18 protein-coding genes and 1 tRNA gene are annotated in these 16,496 nt (G+C 68.3%); 10 read left to right on the forward strand and 9 right to left on the reverse strand.

Annotated features, from left to right (window positions below; translation table 11 throughout):
• Window positions 1–3 precede the first annotated feature (3 nt).
• On the reverse strand, window positions 4–1,005 hold the full coding sequence (locus MRBLWH10_RS08015; RefSeq protein WP_341942276.1) for a TerC family protein: 1,002 nt from the start codon (window positions 1,003–1,005) through the stop codon (window positions 4–6).
• Window positions 1,006–1,224: 219 nt separating this feature from the next.
• Here MRBLWH10_RS08015 and MRBLWH10_RS08020 point away from each other — a divergent pair, with 219 nt between their 5' ends.
• The 4 genes from MRBLWH10_RS08020 to MRBLWH10_RS08035 all read left to right on the forward strand — a co-directional run bounded on the left by MRBLWH10_RS08020 (window position 1,225) and on the right by MRBLWH10_RS08035 (window position 4,781).
• Complete coding sequence (locus MRBLWH10_RS08020) at window positions 1,225–1,782, forward strand: RNA polymerase sigma factor (RefSeq protein WP_341942277.1); 558 nt, start codon at window positions 1,225–1,227, stop codon at window positions 1,780–1,782.
• Window positions 1,779–2,876: a DUF4349 domain-containing protein gene (locus MRBLWH10_RS08025; RefSeq protein WP_341942278.1), complete on the forward strand. Its 1,098-nt coding sequence runs from the start codon at window positions 1,779–1,781 to the stop codon at window positions 2,874–2,876. Before MRBLWH10_RS08020 ends, MRBLWH10_RS08025 begins: the two co-directional genes overlap by 4 nt.
• Window positions 2,877–2,991: 115 nt before the next feature.
• Window positions 2,992–3,540 carry a helix-turn-helix domain-containing protein gene (locus MRBLWH10_RS08030; protein WP_341942279.1) on the forward strand — a complete coding sequence of 183 codons (549 nt, stop codon included), beginning with the start codon at window positions 2,992–2,994 and terminating at the stop codon, window positions 3,538–3,540.
• Entirely contained in the window at window positions 3,540–4,781 is a 1,242-nt protein-coding gene (locus MRBLWH10_RS08035; protein ID WP_341942280.1) for an MFS transporter, read from the forward strand. The genes MRBLWH10_RS08030 and MRBLWH10_RS08035 overlap by 1 nt, the downstream gene beginning before the upstream one ends.
• Before the next feature lie 121 nt (window positions 4,782–4,902).
• Here MRBLWH10_RS08035 and MRBLWH10_RS08040 read toward each other — a convergent pair.
• Window positions 4,903–4,975 (reverse strand) — tRNA-Glu (locus tag MRBLWH10_RS08040).
• Between the two features lie 156 nt (window positions 4,976–5,131).
• On the opposite strand from MRBLWH10_RS08040, the gene MRBLWH10_RS08045 reads away from it, so the two are divergent.
• Window positions 5,132–5,770 (forward strand): MBL fold metallo-hydrolase, encoded by a 639-nt coding sequence (locus MRBLWH10_RS08045; RefSeq protein WP_341942281.1) that lies wholly within the window; start codon window positions 5,132–5,134, stop codon window positions 5,768–5,770.
• Complete coding sequence (locus MRBLWH10_RS08050; RefSeq protein WP_341942282.1) at window positions 5,767–6,291, forward strand: GNAT family N-acetyltransferase; 525 nt, start codon at window positions 5,767–5,769, stop codon at window positions 6,289–6,291. Before MRBLWH10_RS08045 ends, MRBLWH10_RS08050 begins: the two co-directional genes overlap by 4 nt.
• Here the strand turns inward: MRBLWH10_RS08050 and pepN are convergent.
• Together pepN and MRBLWH10_RS08060 are read right to left on the reverse strand one after the other, a co-directional pair.
• Window positions 6,288–8,771, reverse strand: coding sequence for an aminopeptidase N (pepN, locus tag MRBLWH10_RS08055; RefSeq protein ID WP_341942283.1), 2,484 nt, complete (start codon window positions 8,769–8,771; stop codon window positions 6,288–6,290). The genes MRBLWH10_RS08050 and pepN overlap by 4 nt on opposite strands.
• A gap of 12 nt (window positions 8,772–8,783) precedes the next feature.
• A complete protein-coding gene (locus MRBLWH10_RS08060; RefSeq protein WP_341942284.1) occupies window positions 8,784–9,083 on the reverse strand; it encodes a DUF4190 domain-containing protein in 300 nt (99 codons plus the stop codon).
• 134 nt (window positions 9,084–9,217) lie between these two features.
• Between MRBLWH10_RS08060 and MRBLWH10_RS08065 the strand changes: the two genes are divergently transcribed.
• A complete protein-coding gene (locus MRBLWH10_RS08065; RefSeq protein WP_105673308.1) occupies window positions 9,218–9,640 on the forward strand; it encodes a MarR family transcriptional regulator in 423 nt (140 codons plus the stop codon).
• Window positions 9,641–9,697: 57 nt separating this feature from the next.
• Complete coding sequence (locus MRBLWH10_RS08070; protein ID WP_341942285.1) at window positions 9,698–10,555, forward strand: 3-hydroxyacyl-CoA dehydrogenase; 858 nt, start codon at window positions 9,698–9,700, stop codon at window positions 10,553–10,555.
• Between the two features lie 63 nt (window positions 10,556–10,618).
• On the opposite strand, the gene MRBLWH10_RS08075 is transcribed toward MRBLWH10_RS08070, so the two are convergent.
• Together MRBLWH10_RS08075 and MRBLWH10_RS08080 are read right to left on the reverse strand one after the other, a co-directional pair.
• Entirely contained in the window at window positions 10,619–11,578 is a 960-nt protein-coding gene (locus MRBLWH10_RS08075; protein ID WP_341942286.1) for a DNA topoisomerase IB, read from the reverse strand.
• A gap of 89 nt (window positions 11,579–11,667) precedes the next feature.
• Window positions 11,668–12,162, reverse strand: coding sequence for a hypothetical protein (locus tag MRBLWH10_RS08080; RefSeq protein WP_341942287.1), 495 nt, complete (start codon window positions 12,160–12,162; stop codon window positions 11,668–11,670).
• A gap of 140 nt (window positions 12,163–12,302) precedes the next feature.
• On the opposite strand from MRBLWH10_RS08080, the gene MRBLWH10_RS08085 reads away from it, so the two are divergent.
• On the forward strand, window positions 12,303–13,124 hold the full coding sequence (locus MRBLWH10_RS08085; RefSeq protein ID WP_341942288.1) for an SDR family NAD(P)-dependent oxidoreductase: 822 nt from the start codon (window positions 12,303–12,305) through the stop codon (window positions 13,122–13,124).
• A 6-nt stretch (window positions 13,125–13,130) separates the two neighbouring features.
• Here MRBLWH10_RS08085 and MRBLWH10_RS08090 read toward each other — a convergent pair whose 3' ends face one another.
• Window positions 13,131–14,372 carry an MFS transporter gene (locus MRBLWH10_RS08090; RefSeq protein ID WP_341942578.1) on the reverse strand — a complete coding sequence of 414 codons (1,242 nt, stop codon included), beginning with the start codon at window positions 14,370–14,372 and terminating at the stop codon, window positions 13,131–13,133.
• Window positions 14,373–14,470: 98 nt separating this feature from the next.
• On the opposite strand from MRBLWH10_RS08090, the gene MRBLWH10_RS08095 reads away from it, so the two are divergent.
• A complete protein-coding gene (locus MRBLWH10_RS08095; RefSeq protein ID WP_341942289.1) occupies window positions 14,471–15,382 on the forward strand; it encodes a hypothetical protein in 912 nt (303 codons plus the stop codon).
• Between the two features lie 3 nt (window positions 15,383–15,385).
• Here MRBLWH10_RS08095 and MRBLWH10_RS08100 read toward each other — a convergent pair whose 3' ends face one another.
• Both MRBLWH10_RS08100 and MRBLWH10_RS08105 read right to left on the reverse strand, forming a co-directional pair.
• The gene (locus MRBLWH10_RS08100; protein ID WP_341942290.1) at window positions 15,386–15,949 is read right to left on the reverse strand and encodes a TetR/AcrR family transcriptional regulator; all 564 of its coding nucleotides are present in this window, start codon (window positions 15,947–15,949) and stop codon (window positions 15,386–15,388) included.
• A gap of 3 nt (window positions 15,950–15,952) precedes the next feature.
• A complete protein-coding gene (locus MRBLWH10_RS08105) occupies window positions 15,953–16,384 on the reverse strand; it encodes a hypothetical protein (RefSeq protein WP_341942291.1) in 432 nt (143 codons plus the stop codon).
• Window positions 16,385–16,496 lie beyond the last annotated feature (112 nt).

The raw sequence follows: 16,496 nt of genomic DNA on the forward strand, positions 1-16,496 counted from the left end.
GGACTACTCGCTGATCGACGCCTTCTCCGCACGCTTCTCGCGCGCCGAGGCGATGAGGCTGGCGACGGTCGCACCGACCATCGAGACCAGGATCACCGTCAGCGACAGCCAGATGGGGATGTCGGGGGCCCACTCGATGTGCTGCCCGCCGTTGATGAACGGCAGCTCGTTCACGTGCATGGCGTGCAGCACGAGCTTGATGCCGATGAACCCGAGGATCACGGCGATGCCGTAGTGCAGGTAGCGCAGGCGGTCGAGCAGGTCGCCCAGCAGGAAGTAGAGCTGGCGCAATCCCATGAGAGCGAAGATGTTCGCCGTGAACACCAGGAAGCTGTTGTGCGTGATGCTGAAGATCGCGGGGATCGAGTCGATCGCGAACATGAGGTCGGTGACGCCGATCGCCACGAAGACGATGAGCATGGGCGTCCAGACGCGCTTGCCGTCGACGACGGTGCGGAGCTTGTTGCCGTCGTACTCGTCGCTGATGTCGACACGACGACGCAGCAGACGCACGATGAAGTTCTCGCGCTGCACCTCTCCGTCGTGGTCGCCCTCGGGCATCGCCTGCCTGATCGCCGTCCAGATGAGGAACGCGCCGAAGATGTAGAACACCGGCGAGAAGTTCTCGATGATCGCGACGCCGAGGAGGATGAAGATGCCGCGCAGGACGAGCGCGATGATGATGCCGACCATCAGCACCATCTGCTGCAGTCGCCGTGGAACCGCGAACTGCGCCATGATCAGCACGAACACGAAGAGGTTGTCGATGGAGAGGCTGTACTCCAGCGCCCACCCGGTGAGGAACTCGCCCGCGTACTGACCGCCGGCGAACAGATAGAGCAGACCGGCGAAGATCAACGCCAGCGCGACGTAGAAGACCACCCAGAGCGTGGATTCCTTGGTCGACGGGATGTGCGGTCGGAATTTGGCGAGCAGCAGATCGCCGATGAGGATGAGCACGAGGACGACGAGGGCGCCTACCTCGAACCAGACGGGGATGTTCACGGGTGCGCAGCACCTTTCGGGGAGGGTCGGAAAAGAACCGAAAGTCTCTCCCCCGCACAGTGTGCGTCGCGCGCCCGGAGCAGCTCAGTCGATGCTCGTGATGACGTTACGCGCGGAATCGGGATACTCCCTCTCGCTTCTGCAATGCTAGCGGAGTTTTCTGAGACGATCGGAGCTCAGCCGACACTTTCCGGGTGAGAGACACCGAACGGAAGAACGATGCCCGTACAGACGAGTGATCAGAAGTGGGCGGCGAAGGCCGCTGGAGGCGACGAGAGCGCCTTCCGCGAGCTCTACCGCGCCTACATCCGCCCGGTCTACTGGATCGCCCACGGCATCCTCGGCTCCGCACCGGATGCAGAGGACGTGGCCCAGGAGACCTTCGTCGCCGCGTGGCGGAAGCTCCCCGGCTTCGAGCTGCAGGGACAGTCGATCCTGCCCTGGCTCGCGACGATCTGCCGCTTCCAGGCCGCGAACAGGCTGCGCCAGAAGCGACGGGACCAGGCCTACACCGCGGAGGCGATGGACGAGAACCTGCCTGCGACGGTCAGCGTCGAGGACCAGGTGATCACCTCGGCGCTCGCGGAGCGGATCGCGCAGGAGGTGGGCTCGCTGAGCGAGCTCGATCGCGAGATCTTCCGCCTGTGCGCCGCCGAGGGGTACGCCTACCAGGCCGCCGCAAAGGAGCTGGGCGTCAGTCACGCCGTGGTTCGGAACCGTCTCTCGCGAGTGCGCACCCGACTGCGCGGTGCCGTCAAGGAAGCGAGCGAGGCATGACCGACAACACCACCACCCCAGACCTCCCCGAGCTGTCGGATGCCGCGATCGCACGCATCGAGTCGGCCGTGTTCGACGAGATCGAGAGCGAGCGCGCCCCCAGGAGGACGCCCGCGGAGCGCTCCCGTGCGCGCCGTCGCGGCTGGCTCACCGGCGCCGGGGTCGCCGCGGCCTTCGCCGTCGGCGTCCTCGTGACACCGCCGATCCTCTCCGCCGTCGGCGGGTTGGCATCGAGCACGGCGGACGGCGCGATCTACTCCAACGGAGTGGCGTCGGACACCTCCGGCGGCTCGCAGGACAAGAGCACCGAGCTCGCCCCAGGGACCGCCCCTGACGGCGCCCTGCAGAGCGCCGATACCGGAACCGGTCGAGAGATCATCGCGACCGCCGACGCGACCGTTCAGGTGAAGGACATCGCGAAGGCCGCCGAGGGCATCGCCGCGCTCGCGGAGAAGCACGGCGGGTTCGTGGAGAGCACCCAGATCGGCAAGGGCGGAGGCGTCGTGTACGACACGACTCAGCCGGCCGCACCCGACGACGGCGGATACGGCTGGATCAGCATCCGCGTCCCCTCGGCCGACCTCACCGCGGTCATCGACGCCCTGTCGGAGTCGGGAGAGGTGCTGTCGACGTCGATCTCGAAGCAGGACGTCACGTCGACGGCCATCGACCTCCGCGCTCGCGTCGATGCGACCAAGACCTCCGTGCAGAGGCTCACCGAGCTGATGGCGCAGTCAGGGTCCGTGTCCGAGCTCATCGAGGCCGAGGTCGCTCTGACAGATCGTCAGGCGCAGCTCGAGTCCTACGAGCAGCAGCTCGCATCCCTCGAGGATCAGATCGCGATGTCGACGCTGCAGGTGCAGCTCACCCGCGCCTCCGCTCCGACGACGGCGGACCCCGCAGGGTTCGGCGACGGCCTCCTCGCCGGCTGGAACGGCCTCGTGGTCTCCCTGAACGCCCTCGTCATCGCGATCGGGTTCATCCTCCCCTGGCTCGGGATCGCCGCGATCGTCGTGCTGCTCGTGTGGCTGATCCGGCGTGTGCGCCGCTCGCGCCGAACGGCAGCATCGGACGCCACCGCCGACGAAGGCTGAGAAGCAGCATCCGAAGAAGCCGTTCCCGCACGGGCGGGAGCGGCTTCTTCGTTGTCTTTCCGGGGTATACAAGAAGTCTTGTGCGTCTGTGCATCCGCCTCTAGCGTTGCATCCCGTGGAAGACATCTCCGTGATCACCGCTGTGCATCACCCGCTGCGCCGGCGCATCTACGACTATCTGCTGCTCTACGGGGCGTCTCAGGTCACGACGCTGGCCCGCACGCTCCACAGCCAGGTGGGCAGCATCAGCCACCACCTCCGGATGCTCGAGCGCGCAGGAGTCGTGGAACGCGCGGACGACCCGACCGGCGACAGGCGGACCAGCTGGTGGAAACTCGCGCGCAGAGGGTTGACGTGGTCGGCGGATGACTTCGCCGACTCCCCCGCCGACGCCCTCCTCGCTCGCGAAGCGCAGCGCCAGGGCATCCGCATGCAGATCGAACGCCTGCAGCGCTGGCACCGCAGGCACGGCGATCCCGCGGTGGCCGCCTACGACGGCTCGAACACCGAGACGACGGCGTGGGCCTCACCTGACGAGCTGCGCGATCTGAGCGCCAGGCTGCTCACGACGCTGCGGGAGTGGCAGGAGTCGATCGACCTCGACGACGGCCAGGAGCGCACGCCGATCTTCTTCTTCGCCCACGCGTTCCCCACGGAGCCCTGATGACCACGGCAGAGCCTCGCCAACTCGTCGAACCTCCCGAGTTCCGGCGCGACGCCCGTGTTCACGCCTGGATCGGCGTCAAAGCCCTCTCCGACGCCGGAGACGCGCTGTGGAGCATCGCCCTCGCGTGGACGGCCGTGCAGATCGCCTCTCCCGCCGTCGCGGGGCTCGTCGTCGCCGCGGGCACGGTGCCGCGCGCGCTCGTCCTGCTCTTCGGCGGCGTGCTCGCAGACAGGGCGAACGCGCGGAGAGTGATGATGCTGTTCAACGCGCTGCGCGTCGTCGTGCTGATCGCGGTCGCCCTGTGGGTCCTGGCGGAACCTCCCTCCATCGCCGTGCTGCTGTTCGCCGCCATCGCGTTCGGGGTGTGCGACGCCTTCTACGAGCCGTCGGCTGGCACCATCGCGCGGCAGCTCGTGCGGCCATCGGATCTGCCTGCGTACGGAGCCGTGGCGCAGACCGCCTCCCGCCTCGGCACGATGGCGGGCGCCGCGGCGGGCGGCGTGCTGGTGGCGTACGCCGGGCTCGGCGGGAGCGCGACGGCGAACGCGCTCACCTTCACACTCGTCGTCGCGTTCATCGCGATCTGGCTGCGGCCGCGCTTCGCCCTCGCTCGAGCGCCCAGGGAGTCGGCGCTGCGCGGCATCGCTCAGGGCTTCGCCCACCTGGGGCAGAACGCGACGACCCGCACCCTGGTGCTGGCGCTCTCCGGTCTGAATCTGGCCGTCGGCCCCGCCGTCGGCATCGGACTCGCTCTGCGCGCCCACGAGCAGCACTGGGGTGCGCAGGCGGTGGGACTCTTCGAGGCGCTCCTCGGACTCGGCGCCGCGCTCGGCGCGATCTCGGTGGCACGCTGGCGACCGCGCAGAGAGGCGCGGGGCGGGTTCTGGGCGCTCGTCGTGCAGGGCGCGGCGATCGTCGCCCTGGGCCTCGGTCCGCTGTGGTCGGTCGCCGCGGCCGCATTCGTGATCGGATGCACGGCGGGGTACGCCTCCGTCCTGCTCAGCGCGACGTTCTCGGCGACCGTCGACACGGCCTATCTCGGCCGCATGAGCTCGCTGACCCGGCTCGGCGACGACTGCCTGATGCCGCTCGCCATGGCCGTCTTCGGGCTGATCGCGTCGTCGTCGGCCCTGTGGCTGCCGTTCGCCCTGTTCGGCGGAGGGATGATGGCGCTGATGATCCTGCCGCTGCGCAATCCGCTGTTCCGTGCCCTGTCGCTCCGCCCCGCGGCGGCGTGAAGCGCCACGGCATCCCCGTCTCGCGACGACGCCCACCCGGACGGAGAAGGGACCGACGCAGGAGCACTCCCCCCGGAGACGACGAAAGCCCTCGGAGAACCGAGGGCTTTCGTGTGTTGTGTGACCCCAGCGGGATTCGAACCCGCGTTACCGCCGTGAGAGGGCGGCGTACTAGGCCGCTATACGATGGGGCCGTCTTGCGGAGCGTTTCCGTCCCGCGACAACTGTTCAAGTATGCCACGACGATTCTCGCGTCGCCAAATCGGGGCCGCGCCGACCAGAATCCCGGGCGTGGCGCACGCTCGCGGATCCGGTTTGCCACCGACGCGGAACAGGAGTTGACTCATCCCATGCGCGTCACGAAGTACGAACATGCCACCCTCCGCATAGACGAGAACGGCGAGACCCTCCTGGTCGATCCGGGCTCGTTCACCGCTCCCCTCGACGACCTCGGCGATCTCGTCGCCGTGGTGCTCACCCACGAGCATCCAGACCATTGGACGCCCGAGCACCTCGATCGCATCCTGCGCGCCGCACCGGGAACGCCGATCTTCGCTCCCTCCGGCGTCGCACGAGCAGCGGACGGCTACGAGATCACCGAGGTGGCTCCAGGCGACACCGTCCAGGCAGGACAGTTCACGCTCAGATTCTTCGGCGGACGGCACGAGGTGATCCACTCCTCCCTCCCCCTCGTCGAGAACGTCGGAGTCCTCGTGAACGACGACTTCTACTACCCCGGCGACTCCTACGCCGTCCCGGAGGGCGTCGAAGTGGGCACTCTGGCCGCGCCGCTGGGCGCCCCCTGGCTCAAGATCGGCGAGGCCATGGACTACGTCCTGGCCGTGAAGCCGCGTCGCGCCTTCGGCACCCACGACATGACCCTCTCGGTCGCGGGGAAGACCATGCACCGGCAGCGCCTGCAGTGGGCGACCGAGCAGAACGGCGGCGAGTTCTTCGTGCTCGAGCCGGGCGAGTCCCTCGACCTGTGAGCGTCAGACGGCTTCTGCCGGCTCCGACGGCGCGGCTGCGATTCCGGGAGATGGCGCTCGACGATCTCGACGACATGGCGGCCTTACTCGGAGACCCTGACGTCATGTCGTTCTACCCGGCGCCGAAGAGCCGTGCCGAGTCCCTCGACTGGATCGAGCGGATGCAGCTCGGGTACGCGGAGCACGGGCATGCGCTCTGGATCATCGAAACGCACGACGGCGCGTTCATCGGCGACTGCGGGATCACCTGGCAGTCATACAACTCGGTACCCGTCCGCGAGGTGGGCTATCACGTCCGCAGGGATCAGCAGCGAAAGGGATACGCGACGGAAGCCGCTCTCGCGTGCGTCGAGCTGTTCCGTCAGGAGTTCGCGCCAGGGGTGCTGACCGCGATCATCCATCCTGACAACGACGCGTCCCGCGGGGTCGCGGAGAACCTCGGCATGACGCACATCGCTGACGATCACGCCCACCCCTGGATCGTTCGCACGGTCATGGGGATGGACGTGTCGCCCGTCTAGCTCTGCGCCGCCCGTACCCGCAGGTCGCGGGCGAGGTGGTCCCTCTGCTCCACGACGATCCGGGTCAGCGCCGCCGGCGCATCTTCGTTCTGTGCGAGCCAGGCGTCGACGAGGTCGAGGGACTCCGTCGCGGGGAACAGTCCGACCACGAGCCGCTGGGCGAGCTCGATGCTGCGGGTGCGCCATGCGTCGGCGATGCGGGAGAAGTACTCCTCGTCGAACTCTGCGATGAGGTCGCGGCGCCCACCGGCACGGAAACCGCCGATCGACGCATCGAGATGATCGTTGCTGAGAGTCAGATCGTTCCAGGCCGCATCCCAGGCGGCTGCGCGCACCGAGGCGCTCGGACGCGATGCCAGCGCACGTCGCGCCGCCGTACGGCCGCTCCCCGTGTCGTCGCGCTGCTCTTCGGCGGCGATGTCGTCGGCGGTGGCGTGACCCGTGGCCGCCAGTGCCGTGAGCAGCTGCCAGCGCAGGTCGGGATCGATCGTCAGGCCCTCCGGGGACTCGCCGTCCAGCATCGCGCGCACCTCGACGTGACGGGCGTCGTCCAGCACGGATGCCGCCGCGAGCGCTCGTGCCCATGAGAGCTGCGCGTCGCTTCCCACGTCGGCCGCGCTCATCGTGCGCCACGTGCACTCGGTCCATGCGCGCTGCTCCTCATCGCGACGCGCATCCGAGACGAAATGGCGGAGGGCGAACGCCGCGTTGGCGAGGATCCCGGCAAGGAGCCCGACGTTGGGCTCACCGGGGGCATGATCACGCACGATCGCCAGGTAGCGGGCGGCATCCAGTTCGCCGTCTCGCGTGGCATTCCACAGCGACGACCAGAGGAGCGCCCTCGCGAGGGGATCCTCCACGGAGGACAGCGAGGACGCGACGGTCGCGAGCGACTTCTCGTCGAGCCGTACCTTCGCATAGGTCAGGTCGTCGTCGTTCACGATGACGAGCTCCGCATCCGGCAGCTCGAAGGGCGTGCGCTCCTCGGCGATGTCGAGCGCCGTCTGCCCGATGCGCACCAGACGGCCGTCGCTCCAGCCGTACGCCCCGACACGAAGGCGATGCGGGCGCGCATCGCTCTGCACGAGCACCCTGCGTCCGTCGGCGTCGCTCTCGAGGTGGAGCGTCGACACGCCGGATGTCTCCAGCCACGCGCGAGACCATCCCCTCATGTCACGCCCTGACACATCGCTCAGCTGCACGAGGAAGTCGTCGAGCGTCGTATTGCCGAAGGCGTTCGCGGCGAAGTACCTGCGCGCACCCTCGAAGAACGCGTCATCACCGACGAAGGCGACCAGCTGCTTGAGCACCGCAGCGCCCTTGGCGTAGGTGATGCCGTCGAAGTTCAGCTTCGCCGCTTCCAGATCGGTGATGTCGGCCACGATCGGATGCGTGGTCGGCAGCTGGTCCTGCTGGTACGCCCACGCCTTGCGATTGGCGGCGAACTTCACCCAGGCGTCGCGGAACCGGGTGGCGGCGGCCGAGGCATGGGAGCCCATGTAATCGGCGAAGGACTCCTTGAGCCACAGGTCGTCCCACCACTTCATGGTGACGAGATCGCCGAACCACATGTGCGCCATCTCGTGGAGGATCGTGTTGGCGCGAGCCGCGCGCTGCGCATCCGTCGCGGCCCCGCGGGAGAGATACGACTCGGTGAAGGTGACGAGGCCGGGGTTCTCCATCGCGCCGAGGTTGTACTCGGGCACGAAGATCTGGTCGTACTTGCCCCAGGGGTACGGGTACGCGAACGCGTCGGTGAAGAAGTCGAGCCCCTGCCGCGTGATCTCGAGGATCTCGTCCGATTCGAGGTGCTGTGCGAGCGAGCGGCGCGCGAAGACCCCCAGCTCGATGCGCTGATCGTCGCGAGCCCATTCGCCGTCGACGCGCGCGTAAGGACCGGCGGCCACGGACGTGATGTAGCTGGAGATCGGAGGGGTCGGAGCGAACTCGACGCGCTGGACGCCGACGCCGACGTCGACCTTCGCCGGGGACTGATTCGACAGCACCTCCCACCCCGCTGGAGCGTCCACCACGAACGTGTAGGACGCCTTCATGTCGGGCTGCTCGAAGCACGCCATGACACGACGGGAATCGGCCGGCTCGTACTGCGTGTAGAGGTAGGTGTGCTGGTCGACGGGGTCGTGGAAACGATGCATCCCCTCCCCGGAGCGGCTGTAGGCGCCGACGGCGTCGACGATCACGACGTTCGTCGAGGAGAGACCACGCAGTCGGATGCGCGCGCCGTCAAAGTCGACGTCCACCTCGCTGCCGTTGAGCTCGACACGATCGACGGACTCCCCGATGAAGTCCAGCCAGGTCTCCCCCGTCGCCGCCTCGAACTCGACGACCGTCCTCGTCGGGAATCCGGTGCGGGCGCGCTCCGGCGCTCCCGTGAGGTCGAGTTCGACGCGGATGCTGCGCACGGTGACCGCTGCGGATCGCGCTGCGGTCTCCTCGCGGGTGAGGTTGGCTGTGTCCATGCCTCCATCCTGTCATCTGACGCCGGAAGCTATTCCTCCCGCGATCGCGACGGCGGCGATGATGCCGACGATGATCCAGCCGGCGACCGCGAGGTAGCCCAGCACCAGTCCGGTGATCGCGAGACCGGCGCCGGCATCCCCGCGCTCGCGGATCTGACGGAGGGCGATGTGCCCGAGGATCACCGGGAGGATCGCGAATCCGCAGATGCCGAGGACGAGGGTCGCGATGGCGAGACCGTTGGTCGGTCGGGGCGCCGGGACGGCGGGGTGCAGGGGGGCGGCGGGCGGTACCGGCGCAGCAGGTGTGGTCATGCCTCCAGCGTACGAACGAGAGCACCGCTCGTGGTCGCGCCGCTGTCGCAGTCCTGTCGCGGTCCTGCGACAATCCCTCAGTTGCGGAATGCAACATACGAGCGTAGCGTTGCATAAGACAACAGGAGGTCGATATGGACAGCAGGAAGAACGACAGTGCGACGGTCCTGCGCAGCCTCGTCGCGATCTCCCGCCGCGGTCTGGTCGATGCGAGCTTCGGCGACGCCCCGCTCTCGATCACCGATCAGTCGATCGTGATGGCCATCGCCGAGCGCCCCGGCATCCGCTCGATCGACATCGCCAGGATGTTCCGTTTGAACCGCTCGACGGTGTCACGGCAGCTGGCCGGACTCATCGCGCTCGGTATCGTGCGCGACACCGCTCCTCCGTCCGGCCGAGGGCGCCCGCTCGAACTCACACCCGAGGGGATGGATGCGTATCGCGGCACCCTCGGAGCTCTCCAGCAGATCATCGACCAGCACCTCGCCCGCTGGACGGATGCCGAGGTGTCCCGCTTCGCGCACGACCTCGAGCGATTCGATCGAGGCGACGCCTGAACTCCGGCCGACACGGCCGCCCCAGAGACCCACGAGGTCGCAACAGAAGGAAGAGAAATGAAGAACATCACCGTTCTCGGCACCGGCGTGCTCGGATCGCAGATCGCGTTCCAGACCGCCTTCCACGGATTCGACGTCGTCGCCTACGACATCGATCAGCCTGCGCTCGACCGTGCGGCCGACCGGTTCCGCGGCCTCGCCGCCCGCTACACCGCCGACGGCGTCGCGGGAGCGGCCGACGGCGGCGCCGACGCGGCGATCAGCCGCATCCGGCTCTCCTCGGATCTCGCCGACGCGGCGCGTGACGCGGACCTGATCATCGAGGCCGTTCCCGAGAACCTGGAGCTCAAGCAGGGCATCTACCGCACCCTCGCCGAGACGGCCCCCGCGAAGACGATCTTCGCGACCAACTCCTCGACGCTGCTGCCCAGCGACATCGTGGACTCGACAGGACGCCCCGACCGGTTCCTCGCCCTCCACTTCGCCAATGAGATCTGGGCCCACAACACGGCGGAGGTCATGGGGACCCCCGCGACCGACCCCGCCGTGTACGCCGAGGTCGTCGAGTTCGCCGCGCAGATCGGCATGGTCCCGATCGAGATCAAGAAGGAGAAGGCGGGCTACCTGCTGAACTCGCTCCTGGTGCCGTTCCTGCAGGCGGGCGCGGAGCTGCTCGTCGACGGGATCGCCGAGCCCGCCGCGATCGACGCCACCTGGCGCATCGGGACAGGGGCTCCGAAGGGGCCGTTCGAGATCTACGACATCGTGGGCCTCACGACCGCGTACAACATCTCCCGAATGGGCGGAGAGAAGCAGCAGCGCTTCGCAGACCTGCTCAAGGAGCAGTACATCGACAAGGGCAAGCTGGGCATCGCCACCGGCGAGGGCTTCTACACGTACCCTCGCAAGAGCTGAGTCGCGGCATCCACGCCCTCGGGCCGGTCGTCGCTTATCGTGCGACGACCGGCCCGACGCGCATCAGCCGAGGAGCCGGCGTATCGCCGTCTCGGGTGCCACCGACAGGTCGAGCGTCCTGCCGCGCGCGTACTCTCGGAACACCCTCGGGTCGATGTAGCTCCCCCGCGCCACCGCGACGGTGTTCCCGAGCGCTCCGGCCGTCGCCTGCACGGCGAGCCTCTCGGCCCGTCGTCGCTCCTGACGCGCGTCGAGCACCCCTATCCTCGCGAGAGCGTCCGCGGCGAGGATCGTGCCGTGGAGCGTGCGGAAGTCCTTCGCCGAGTACGCGGCGCCGGCGATCTCCCTCAGGTATCTGTTGATCTCGCCTGACGTGATCCTGACGCGTCGACGCCCCTTGCGATAGGCGAGCAGCGCCGAGCGAGGCGATCCGGCGGAGAACTCCGCGATCGCGTCCGCGAGGTCGGCGTCGTCGACCTCGATCGCCGCGATCCGACCGCTCTTCGCGGGGAAGCGGAGAGACACCCTCGCGCCGTCCACCCGCACGTCCTGCCGCTGCAGGGTGCTGAGCCCTCGGCTTCCGTGCGTTCTCAGATAGCGCTCCGACCCGATGCGCAGCGCTGCGTCGTCGAGCAGGCGGAACGCGACGGCAAGCGCACGCTCGCGCGTGAGACCCTCGGCCCGCAGAGCCCCGGTCGCGCGCCGTCTCGCGAGCGGCAGCGCCTCGGCCAGCATCAGCGCTCGGGAGAACTTGCGACGATCACGGCGAGTGCGCCACAGCGAGTGGTAGAGATACTGCCGCCGTCCCGCATCGTCGACGCCCACCGCCTGGATGTGGGCGTGCGCGTCGGCGGCGATCCAGACGTCCGTCCAGGCCGGCGGGATCACGAGCTCGCGGATGCGCGTGCGATCCTCATCCCCCGCCGCTTCGCCCTGCGCGTCGAGATAGCGGAACCCGCGCCCCGCACGCACTCTGCGGAACCCGGGGTCCTCTCCAGGCACGACCCGCACCAGCGTGACCATGCGCGCTCCCTCCGCCCGAGCTCCTCCGGTCGACCTTGCCCCGTCTTACCGGGCGCCGTGAAGGGCGTGGCGCGCAGCGAGAGGTCGTGCTAAGTGCCGCGCTTCTCGGGTGCGGCGAAGACCGCGCGCATGTGATCACTCGTGAGGAAGTCGGCGATGCCGATCATGATCAGACTGAACACGATCTGCTCGGTCACCATCCACAGCGGGTACAGGCCGGGGATCGCCGCCAGCACCAGGGTGATCACGGGGAAGATCTGGGCGAACAGCCTCAGACGCAGGTATGCCCAGCGCCATCCGAGCGACGCCCGCCATGCGAAGTAGAACAGGGTCGCCGTCATCGCGAGCACGACCAGCGTGCGCATCCACACCGAGAACGGCACGGGCTCGCCCTGCGTCGCAAGGATCAGCGCCACGACCACGGCCCCCACCCCGAGCACCAGCTCGACGACGAGCAGCCAGATGATCCAGGTGAACGCGCGTCGCGTCCGAGGATGCGTCCGGTCCCCCTCGTCGATCGCGTAGCCGGCCTGACGCCCGCCCGCGATGCGGTCCAAGCGGAGGAACAGGGATTCGAGAGGCATACGCGAAGCCTATTCCGGGCAGACCTCTCCCCCATCGTCCGAACGATGGAGATCAGCGGATGCCGAAGCGCGGCACCTCGTTCAGACGGTTCATCGGACCTCCCCTGGGCCGCCATCGGCTGCGGTGCTAGTTTGTGCGGATGACCGACGTCGCCCTCATCACCGGAACCTCCTCAGGCATGGGCCTGTTCACCGCCGTCGAACTCGCGAAACGAGGGCTGCAGGTCGTCGCGACCCTGCGCGACACCGGACGATCGGATCGTCTTCGCGCCGCTGCAGCCGCCGCGGGTGTCGACCTCGACATCCGCGCACTCGACGTCGTCGACCATGCCGCCGCCGCAGAGCTCGTCGACGCCGTGACGCGCGACCACGGGCACATCGACCTGCTCATCAACAACGCAGGCCAGGGCAACGTCGGCACCGCGGAGCTGTTGCCCATGTCGCAGATCCGCTCCCAGCTCGAGGTCAACTACCTGGCGCCGGTCAACCTCACCAAGCTGGTGCTGCCCGGCATGCGCGAGCGCGGTCGAGGGAGGATCCTCACGGTGACGAGCGTCGGGGGCGCCGTAGGGCAGCCGTTCGCCGATGCCTACTGCGGCGCGAAGTTCGCGGTCGAGGGCTTCATGCAGTCTCTCGCGGTGGTCGCCGAGCGGTTCGGCGTGCAGGTCGGGGTCATCGAGCCGGCGGCGGTCGCGAGCGAGTTCGTCACGAATGTGGAACGGCCTTCGGATGCGGGCCCGTACACTCCGCTGCTCGCCGCGTACATCGCGCGCTCCACGGGTGCGTTCGCCAACGCGCAGTCCGCGGAGAGCGCCGCGGTCGCGATCGCCGACGCGGCGACCGCGCAGGACTTCCGGTTCCGCACCCAGACCTCACCCGGTGCGACCGCCTTCGTGAGCACCTCGCTGGCGGATGCCGACGGCGAACGCGTCCTCGGTTTCACTCGACCCTGGATCGTCTGATCACCGTCACGCGTCGACGGTCACGCCGTTCGCCGCCTGCGGAACGACCCGCTCGAGCGCGAGCGCGAGGAGGCAGACGATCAACGCGCCGGCGACCATCACGCCGATGAACCAGCCGCCCAGCCCCTCCCCGAGCATGACCCCGGCGACGAGAGGCCCCGTGATCGCGCCGCCCTGGAACGCCGCCGCGTTGATCGCGTTGTAACGTCCGCGCGTCCTGTCACTGGCGAGGTCGTTGTAGATCGCGGGGACGGTCGGCTGCAGCATGGTCTCGCCGAACGCGAAGACCCCCATGTACGCGATCACGCCGATCGCCGCCGCGAGCGTACCGGGGAGGAAGCCCGTTGCGCCGAGGATGATCCAGGACGCCGCCCAGATCAGCGCCATCACCTGCATCACGCGGGTGCGTCGCCTGCCGTTGATGAGCTTGAGCACCGCGAACTGCAGCAGCACGATCACCGCCGTGTTGACGGCGAACGCGAAGCCCACGACCTGCGTGGAGACACCGGAGACCTGCCGCGCGAAGGCCGGGAATCCCGCCTCCATCTGGCCGTAGCCGATGAACACGGAGATGAACGTCAGAAGCGTGAGCCAGAGCACGGCCGGACGCCGCAGTATCTCGCGATACCCGCCGGACTTCGCCTCGCCGTCGGACTCCTCCGAGTGGGTGCGGACGTTGCGCAGCGGGCCCAGCAGCAGGCCGAGCGGGATGAGGCATGACAGCGCGTCGACGAGGAAGATCGCGGTGAACGTGCCCGGGTCGTCGACGTTCACGAAGAAACCGCCGATCACGCCGCCGACCCCGATCCCGAGGTTGACGAGGGCGAAGTTGACGCCGAAGTACTGCTGGCGCACCTCCCCGTCGACGACGGCTGCGATGAGGGCGTTGAATCCGGGCCACGAGACGCCGAAGTTCACACCGATCAGCATGACCGCGATCGTCGCGACCGCAGGGTGGGTGGCGAAGGCGAGCAGCACGCAGCCGGCGATCATGGCGAGAAGCCCGACGATCAGGACGCGTTTCGCCCCGATGCGGTCGATCAGCGTGCCTCCCGGCCCCGTCACGACGAGACCGGTGATGGCGATGAGACTCATCAGCGCGCCGGCGAAGCCGAGGTCGAACCCGCGCACCTCATGCAGATAGATGATCGTGAACGGCAGCGTGAGTCCGCGTCCGAGCGTCTGGATCGCGACGGTGGACAGCAGCCACCGCCCCTCGACGGGCAGGGCGTTCCAGAAGCTTCTCATTCCGACCACCCGTGCATTCTTCCGGATGCCGGGGACATTCTCGGACCACGCCGGATTGTCCACGCCGTCCCCTGTCTGAGATCATCCTGAGTATGGCCATGTCTTTCGAGGATTTCCGCGCATCACTCCTGAACGCCGATCAGCGGGCAGCGCTGGGGATCCAGCTGTCGGACGCCGACGCCCAGCTCGTCGTCGCCGATCCGGCATCCGCGCAGAACTGGTACGGATACTGGCTCTCCACGCTCCCGCAGACCCCGCCCCCGCCTGCCGCGCCTGCACCGGCTCCGCAGCCGACGCCCGCCCCGGAGACGACGCAGCAGCCTGCGCCGTCGCCCGAGCCACAGCATGCCGCCACGTTGCCGTACGAGGCGACCCCTGCGCCCTTCCCCGGCGACGTCCAGCAGACTCTCCCGATCCACGACACCACGGTCCACGATCCGCAGCAGCCGACCGCCTACGCCGCGGCGTCTCCGTACCCCGGCTACGCTGCATCGCCCGCGGAAGCCCCTGCGAAGAAGTCGCGCGTCGGGCTCTGGGTCACGCTCTCGATCCTGTTCGCACTGATCCTGATCGCCGTGGTCGTGGTGGTCTTCGCGCTCGTGACCGCGCGGCACTGGGTCAAGACCGACGTGGCGGCGCAGCCCGAGACGTTCCACAGCGAGGAGTACAAGACCGGAAGCTACGACGTCACGATGGACACGGTGGACCCCTGCTGGGTCGACCAGGACTGGACCGACTGCATCAACGCGATGGCGGCGCAGTACGACGCCAACTGCGCCGGCGTCACCCTGACCGACACCGCGACCTCCCTCTGCAGTGACTACCTCGCCGAGATCGATCGCATGAGGGCCGAGGACACGGGAGACTTCATCGTGGCGACGCTCGGCGGCTGGGGCAGCCTCCACCGTACCGAGGAGGTCTCGACCAGGCAGGTGTCGAACAACGACGACAAGCCGGCCGTGACGCACAAGGCCGTCTGCTACCTGGGCTTCCTCGGAGAGTGCAAGTAGCGCCTACACGCGTGCGATGTCCGCTGCGCCGCGTATCGACTGCGCGGCGACCTGATCGAACGCGTCGATGGAGTGCTCCGCACGCGCCATCGCCACAGCGCCCTCCGTGGAGGCCAGCAGCTGAGCGGCGAACGCGTTCGCCGCTCCCGCTTCGGCCCCGCCGTCGACGAGGAGACGCGCGAGCACGGCCCGCCACTCCCTGAAGAGGTCTCCGGTCTTCGCCCTCAGCGCGCCCTGACCGGCGGATGTGGCGACCGCGAGAAGGGAGCACCCGACCGCGAAGTCCGTGAGCAGGAGCCCCTGCCTCCATCCGTCCACGAAGCTCCTCGCTACCTCCTCCGGAGGCTGTCCCGACAGCGCCTCCAGCCGGTCGAACGTGCGCGCGATCTGGACGTCGAGGGCAGCTGCGACGAGTTCATCCTTGCCGCCGGGGAAGTGATGATAGATCGAACCTCTGGGCGCACCCGACCGTGCCAGCACCTCGCTGAACGACGTGGAGCGGTAGCCGTCTTCGGCGAGCAGCCGAATCGCGGCATCGATCATCGCCTCTCTCGCATCGGACGCCACGGGTCACGCTCCCCCGAGCTTCGCGATCTCCGCACGCGCCGCACCCACCAGTTCGTCATTCGTGTGCGCGTGGCCCCAGAGGCCCCAGCCGCCCTCGGCCGCTTCTGTGAGCAGGACCCACGTCCTGTCGACGAGGGTCGGATCTCCCGCCGCCTTCGCGACCGCCTCGGTCAGCTGCTCCACGACGGCGATCTGCTTGGATCGATCGAGCGCTCCGGCGTTCGTGAGCACCTGGATGCGGACGTGGTCGTGATCTCCGTCGACGTTGCGGATCGCCCCTGACGGGAGTTCGTGCACGAACGCGGCGGTGTTCTTGCGGAACATCGGAATGTCCGGCACCTGCTCCACACCCATGACGATCTCGGCGAGCCGACGCGCCACGACCTGCGGCTCGGCGAGAAGACCCTCGGTCACGTACAGATCGATCATCGGCATGTCGTCCTCCTGAAGAATATGATGCCCGTCATACTATGACGTACGTCATAAACGCGTCAAGCACTGCGCCTCGGCACCGTACCGACATAGTGTGGAGTCGCTGACTGCGACG

Origin of the sequence: Microbacterium sp. LWH10-1.2 (genome assembly GCF_038397765.1) — a bacterium.
GTDB lineage: Bacteria > Actinomycetota > Actinomycetes > Actinomycetales > Microbacteriaceae > Microbacterium > Microbacterium natoriense.